This is a genomic window from Arthrobacter sp. UNC362MFTsu5.1 (assembly GCF_000685965.1).
In the GTDB taxonomy this organism is placed as follows: Bacteria; Actinomycetota; Actinomycetes; order Actinomycetales; family Micrococcaceae; genus Arthrobacter.
On sequence record NZ_JMLE01000041.1, the window covers coordinates 22708 to 29243 of the forward strand.

8 protein-coding genes are annotated in these 6536 nt (G+C 68.0%); 1 reads left to right on the forward strand and 7 read right to left on the reverse strand.

Annotated features, from left to right (window positions below; genetic code table 11):
- Positions 1 to 7: 7 nt before the first annotated feature.
- Positions 8 to 1423, forward strand: coding sequence for an MFS transporter (locus tag BS38_RS0122670; RefSeq protein WP_028272826.1), 1416 nt, complete (start codon positions 8 to 10; stop codon positions 1421 to 1423).
- Here BS38_RS0122670 and cycA read toward each other — a convergent pair.
- The 7 genes from cycA to BS38_RS0122705 form a co-directional block, all read right to left on the reverse strand.
- Positions 1420 to 2910: a D-serine/D-alanine/glycine transporter gene (gene cycA / locus BS38_RS0122675; RefSeq protein ID WP_028272827.1), complete on the reverse strand. Its 1491-nt coding sequence runs from the start codon at positions 2908 to 2910 to the stop codon at positions 1420 to 1422. The two genes, BS38_RS0122670 and cycA, sit on opposite strands and share 4 nt — an antisense overlap.
- A 428-nt stretch (positions 2911 to 3338) precedes the next feature.
- Complete coding sequence (locus BS38_RS26145) at positions 3339 to 3671, reverse strand: hypothetical protein (RefSeq protein WP_043439760.1); 333 nt, start codon at positions 3669 to 3671, stop codon at positions 3339 to 3341.
- Positions 3668 to 4273 (reverse strand): hypothetical protein, encoded by a 606-nt coding sequence (locus BS38_RS0122685; protein WP_028272828.1) that lies wholly within the window; start codon positions 4271 to 4273, stop codon positions 3668 to 3670. Before BS38_RS0122685 ends, BS38_RS26145 begins: the two co-directional genes overlap by 4 nt.
- Positions 4270 to 4848, reverse strand: coding sequence for an RNA polymerase sigma factor (locus BS38_RS0122690; RefSeq protein WP_051629111.1), 579 nt, complete (start codon positions 4846 to 4848; stop codon positions 4270 to 4272). Before BS38_RS0122690 ends, BS38_RS0122685 begins: the two co-directional genes overlap by 4 nt.
- 67 nt (positions 4849 to 4915) lie before the next feature.
- On the reverse strand, positions 4916 to 5092 hold the full coding sequence (locus BS38_RS27300; protein WP_156037228.1) for a CsbD family protein: 177 nt from the start codon (positions 5090 to 5092) through the stop codon (positions 4916 to 4918).
- A gap of 62 nt (positions 5093 to 5154) precedes the next feature.
- Positions 5155 to 5772, reverse strand: coding sequence for a hypothetical protein (locus BS38_RS0122700; protein WP_028272830.1), 618 nt, complete (start codon positions 5770 to 5772; stop codon positions 5155 to 5157).
- Entirely contained in the window at positions 5769 to 6350 is a 582-nt protein-coding gene (locus BS38_RS0122705) for a DUF6286 domain-containing protein (protein WP_028272831.1), read from the reverse strand. Before BS38_RS0122705 ends, BS38_RS0122700 begins: the two co-directional genes overlap by 4 nt.
- Between the last annotated feature and the right edge of the window lie 186 nt (positions 6351 to 6536).

Here is a 6536-nt window from a genome sequence, read left to right on the forward strand (position 1 = left end):
CACCATCGTGCAACGTAGCGCCCCCGCCGCCGCCCCTGAGGCTGCAGGTATCCTGCACCGCCACTACCTGCTCGTGACGTCCGGCGCGTGTGCCCTGGTGTTCCTGGCCGCCTTTGAGTCGCTGGCCGTAACCACCATCATGCCCCTGGTCAGCCGCGAACTGGACGGCGCCGGCCTGTACGCGCTGGCCTTCGCAGGACCGTTGGCCACCGGCGTGATCGGCATGGTGGCGGCCGGCAACTGGTCCGACCGGCGCGGCCCTGTGGGACCGCTTTACGCCTCCGTGGCCCTGTTCGTTTTGGGGCTGCTGATCGCCGGGACGGCAGGAAGCATGGCCGTCCTGGTGGCCGGGCGCCTGGTGCAGGGACTGGGCGGCGGTGCCATGACCGTTGCGCTGTACGTTGTGGTGGCGCGCGTTTATCCGCCCGTGCTGCACCCGAAGATTTTCGCCGCGTTTTCCGCGGCGTGGGTCATTCCTTCCCTGGTGGGACCCTTCGCGGCCGGAATCGTGGCGCAGGCGGCCAGCTGGCACTGGGTGTTCCTGGGTGTGGTGGGGCTGGTGGTTCCGGCGCTCCTGATGATCGTGCCCGCGCTGCGCGGACTCCGCGGCGCCCCGGCGGGCAGCTCGGACCCGGGGCGTTGGTCATACGGCCGACTCGCCTGGGCCGCCCTCGCGGCGCTGGCCGTGCTCGGCCTGAACCTTTCCGCGCAGGTTCCCGGCGCCGGAGCCTTCCTGGCGGCGGCCGCCGTCGTGATCGCCTTTGTGGCGGTGCGTCCGCTGGTGCCGCGCGGCACGCTTCTTGCCCGGCGCGGCCTGCCGAGCGTCATCCTGGCCCGGGGGCTCGTCTCCGCGGCGTTCTTCGGCGCCGAGGTCTACCTTCCGTACCTGCTGGTGGAGCGGTACGCCTATTCGCCCACTTTTGCCGGGCTGACCCTCACCGGCGGCGCCCTGGCGTGGGCCGGCGCCTCAGCCGTCCAGGGCCGGATGGGCGGGAAGCTCAGCAACCTCCGGGCGATGAAGGCCGGGTCGGTGATGGTGCTTGCCGCCGTCGTGCTTGCCCTGGTGACCACGGTGCTGGGCTGGCCGGCCGCCGTCGCCATTGCCGGCTGGATGTCCGCCGGCTTCGGGATGGGCCTGATGTATCCGCGGCTCAGCGTCATGACGCTGGCCATGTCCACGCCGGACACCGAGGGCTTCAACAGCTCGGCCATGTCCATCTCCGATTCGCTCGGTGGCGCGCTGGCCCTTGCCACCACCGGGATCGTGTTCAGTGCTTTAGCGGGAACTGCGGCGGGAACAACAACGACGACGGCGGGCGGAGTTTCGGGCGCCTCCTTCGCGGGAGTCTTCGCCCTCACGGCCGCCATCGCCGTCGTCGCTGTTGTTGTTGCGCCGCGGGTTGCGGCGCGGAAATCGTCCTAGTTCAGGGCGTTGACTTTCGCCTTGTCCGAATCAGACTCGGCCTTCCACTCAACGATCCGTGCCTGCTGGAGCGGCGTCTTGCGGTTGACGTACCAGGCCGCGCCCAGGATCAGGAACCACACGGGAGCAACCACCAGGGCGAGGCGGGTGTCCTCGGCCTGGGCGAGCGCCACGAGCATGAACACGAAGAATGCCAGCACCACGTACGGCATGAAGGCGCCGCCGGGCATCTTGAAGGCGGACGCTTCATGGAGCTCGGGACGGCGGCGGCGGAACACGATGTAGCTGATCAGGATCATGGACCAGACAAACATGGTGAGCACGGACGCCACCGAGGTGACCACGGTGAACGCGCCGATGACTGAGTCGCCCGAGTAAAGCAGCACCAGGCCGGCAAGCAGGAAGATGCAGGAGAACAGCAGGGCGTTCTGCGGAACCTTGCGGATGCTCAGCTTGCCGAAGGCCTTCGGGGCGTTGCCGTCCTGGGCCAGGCCGTAGACCATGCGCGAGGTGGAGTAGATGCCGGAGTTGGCGCTGGAGGCCGCTGAGGTGAGGACCACCAGGTTGATCACCACGGCGGCGATGCCCAGGCCGGCCAGGGTGAACATGCCGATGAACGGGCTGCTGGCGGCGTCGATGGTCCGCCACGGGTTGACCGCCATGATGACCACCAGGGCGCCCACGTAGAACAGCAGCACGCGGATGGGGATGGAGTTGATGGCCCGCGGGAGGTTCTTCTCCGGGTCCTTGGTTTCAGCTGCCGCCGTGCCCACGAGTTCGATGCCGGCGAAGGCGAAGATGGCGATCTGGAAGCCGAGGATGAATCCGAACATGCCGTGCGGGAACATGCCGCCGTCGTTCCAGATGTTGGCGAGGCTGGCCACCGCGCCGTTGGGGGAGGTGAAGTTCGTGGCGATCATAACGATGCCGGTGCCGATCAGCGCCAGGATGGCCACCACCTTGATGATGGCGAACCAGAATTCGGCTTCACCGAAGGCTTTGACCGTGGGGAGGTTCAGCAGGATCAGCACTACGGGGGTGATCAGCGCGGGGATCCACAGCGGGGTTCCGGGGGCCAGCTTGTCCACGTAGCCGGCAATTGCCACGATGTCCGCCACGCCGGTGACCACCCAGAAGAACCAGTAGGACCAGCCGGTGAAGAATCCGGCCCAGGGGCCCAGGAGGTCTCCCGCGAAGTCGCTGAAGGATTTGTAGTTCAGGTTGGACAGCAGGATTTCGCCCATGGCGCGCATCACGAAGAACAGCATGAAGCCGATGATCATGTAGACGAAGATGACGGACGGGCCGGCGAGGGAGATGGTCTTGCCGGATCCCATGAACAGGCCGGTGCCGATGGCGCCGCCGATGGCCAGCAGCTGGATGTGCCGGTTGCTCAGCGCGCGGGCAAGGTGCGGTTCCTGGCTGTGGCCTCCGCTGGTGGGTTCCGTTGCAGTGTTCCGGGCAACCGTGGTGGTGCGTTCAGACATCTGTGCTTCTTTCCTTGTCTCAGGCTGACTGCGTCGCTGCGGCCTGCCCGCCAGGCAGGGTGCCGCGCCGCCGTCTGCACGGAGCCGCCACAATGTGACGTAGGTAACAGTTGGGGTGAATCAAGATTAGGTCCGGTTCTGAGCCCTCCGGCGTGGGAGCTGCCGCCGGTTCCGGCGGCCGGGACTTTCGTATGACGACGGTGTGCGCCGCTGCGCCCGGACTGGCCGCCGGAGTGGGAAAGGGCATTCTCCGGCTCGGTGGCGGGCCAGGCGCGATGGCGGGGCCTCCCTGTTTTTGTCGTCCGGCAACCCGGTTCGGCCGGAGTCCGGGTTGCTTGGTCCTCGACAAACGTCGAGCCTCAAGGCATCAAGTGTAGTCCGTTGTTGGACGTCACAATGTCCGCCCGGGCTGCTCCGCAGCCTCCGCTTCAGGATGGCCGGGGGCCGGATATGGCAGCCACCTGCACATCCACGGTGACGGACAGGGGGTGGCAGTGGTGACGGATGGCTGACGCCACATCCCGGCAGACGTCCGGTGCCCGGTGCGCGGAACTGACGCCGATCCGGGTCCTGACCTCGGCCGCCGTGCTGTCGGCCCCGGCCGCAGGCAGGACAAGAACCGCCGGGGGCTGGACGCCGGTGACCGCGCCCAGCGCTGCGCCGGCAAGGTTCTGCCACCCCGCACGGGCCGGATAGACGGCCGTGACGCCGTCCACGGCCATGATCACGTCGTAAACTTCATCAGCCTGGGGCAGGTTCATGGCTGGTTCTCCTCACTGGTGGGCGGGGTGGCCTGCAGGGGCTGAAGGACGTCGGAGACAGCAAGGTCGATCGCCGCGACGTTCAGTTCCGTGTGCCGGGCGAGCGCAACGGCAAGACGCTCGCGCAAGGCTGAGGCCCGGCCGATCATCTGGTGGCCGTAGAGAACAGCCAGTTGGACTTCCAGGGTCACGGGAGCGCCGGGCACCGTGATATCCCCGCGGAGCCTGCACTTGCCCACGGCGACACCGTCGAGTGCATCACCAACGGCGCGGACAAGGGCCGTGATGGCGCCCTCGGTTTCGGACAGGGTGTCCCCAGGGTGGTCGGACCGCAACGGGATGGTGCGGCCGGGACGCACCTCGAGCCGCAGGTTGTCCAGGATGGACTGCATCCAGGCGTCCGTTCCCTTGCCTGCCGCCGCGATTTCCTCGCCGAGGAATTCGCTGCCCAGGGCTTTGAGGTTGCGGAGGGATGCGAGGGCGGCCTGGCATTCCGGGCATTCCTCCAGATGCTGCGGATCGGGAATCCCGCCGGTGTCCAGGTACGTGGAGAGCCCTTCGAGGCTGTGCCCGCACTCGAGGTTGTCGTTGGGGATGCTCATCGCCACTCCTCCATTTCGCGGGCCAATGTGATCCGCGCCCGTGCCAGCCGGCCGCGGACACTGTCGGCGCTGATCTTCAACGTCGAGGCGATCTCCTCATAACTCTGGTCGCCGAATTCCTTCAGGACCCAGCAGCGGCGCTGCTCTTCCGGGAGCCTGGCCAGGGCAGACCTCAGGGCGGCCACCCGGGAGCCGTTTAGGACCGCAGATTCGGGATTGCTGGCTGCGCCCGCGGCGGTGGCTTCATTTTCGGCCGTAGCCAGCTCCGGGTGGACCTTCCGGCGCCTGAGATGGTCGATGCTGCGGCTGCCCGTGATGCGCAGCAGCCAGCCCTTCACCGCGCCGTTGTCCCGTAGCGTGTCCAGCTGGTTCCACGCCTGCATCAATGACTCCTGGACGACGTCGTCGGCGTCGGCGAAGGACCCGGTGATCCGCCGGGCGCATGCCCGCATCTGCGGCCCGTAGCGCCGGGCCAGGGCTTCAAAAGCTGCGGTGTCGCCGTCAGAGGCGCGCCCGGCAAGGATGGCGTCCGGAACGAGTTCCAGGCCGTGCGGCAGCGGTGTTTGGCCGTCCACTGGATTCTGTTTTCCTTCCCGGCTCGTATCAGGGCGGGCCGCCAGCACTGGGCGGCGGCGCTTTCACTCAGCTTTTGCCGAGCCCGTCCTTCGCGGCTTCGGCGGCCGCGCCGAGCTTGGCCTGGGCCTGGTCCATCTGGCCTTCCCGCTGGAGCTCCTCATTGCGGATCAGCCGGCCGGTGTGCTCCTTGGCGGCTCCAAGGTGGTTGATGACTACGTTGCGGCCTTTGTCGTCGAGTCCCATGGGATGTCCTCTCGGGGTAGTTCTGGCTGGTGCTGGACTAAGGGTGGTTGCCGGTGGAACGGTTAGCGGGCGCGGTCGGGTCGAGCCAGGCGCGTCCTGGTCCCGGCAGTGATTCGGACCAGCACGGGGACCGGATGGCCCAGTATCCGATCGAGTCCGGCGACGAGCTGTTCGGCGGTGTCCGCGAGCTCCCGCGGACAGGCGCCGTGGCGGGCCTGGATGCTGATTTTTAAGGCGGGGACCACTCCTGCGCGGCCGCGGACCTGCCACGCGCTAACGGAGGCTGCGAGCACCAGGCGGTTGCCTGCCAGGGCTTCGGTGACCAGCCGGGATACCAGGCCTGTTTCCACGGTGGTGGTTCCCTGGCCGGCGCCCGGCTTCTCCGCCACAACTCGGGTGCGGCCTCCGCCCTGGGAGGCGGCCCAGCTGATCAGGAGGGCCGCGCCCAGCAGCAGGACACCAATGGCAGCAATGGTCCACCAGCTGGTGTTGCCGTCCGGCAGCGGTGCGGAGGCCAGGGCGGCCCGGATCCGGTCCCACCCCGCACGTCCGGTGGCAGCCAGGTGCCCTGCGAGTCCCGGAACGGTCCGGGCGCTCGCGGTGAGCGTGCCAGCAGCGATCAGCAGCAGTCCGGTCAGCGCCAGGAGGAAACGGTTCAGGCCGCGGTGTGTTCCGGTCATTGGCCGAGCGCTCCCTTGGTGGTGACATGGACTCCCGAACGCATCCTGCGGCGCAGCGCATACCTAGCGAGTTCGACCTCAACGGCAGTTTTGACGGCGTCGGCATCGACGGGAATGCCCGACGTCGGACGGACCGTTACGCTCACGGCCCGGCTGCCGACGGTGGTGGAGACCTGCGCCGGGGCAATGCCCGCCACCCGCCAGGCGGTCCGGGAAATGGCCGCCGCGATGACTTCGCTGTCCGCAACGACGGCCGCACGAGGGCTGCCGAGTGCGTGCCGGGAACGCCGTCCCGGCGCGGCCGCAAGGACCAGGAACATCATCCCGGCCGCTCCGAGCAAGGCACCGGCCGCCGTCAGGAGGGACGGGGAAGCGGCACCCGCAGCGCCGGTGATCCAGCGCGCCGCGTCCAGCGGCCGGGCAATGAAGGCCTGCTGCCCAGCCGCGTCCAGGACTGTTTCCAGTGCCAGCCACAGCAGGAACCCCGCTGTGGCGGTGGCCGTGGCTGCGGAAGCGACAGCACGGGAGGAATGCAATTCCCGGCGGACCATGCGGTTGATGTGGAGTTTCCCGGCCATTGCTTTTCCTCTCATCGCTGCCCGCCCCGGCCAGCCTGCTTGAAATCAGCGCGGTGGGAACCAGTCAGCCGGATGTCCACGCGGCTGACTATCGTTCCGGTCACGGCCGCCGTGTGCTTGATGATGGCTGCCCTGGCAATCTCCGACTGTTCGAAGACATCGGGTACGTGGACATCGGGTACGTGG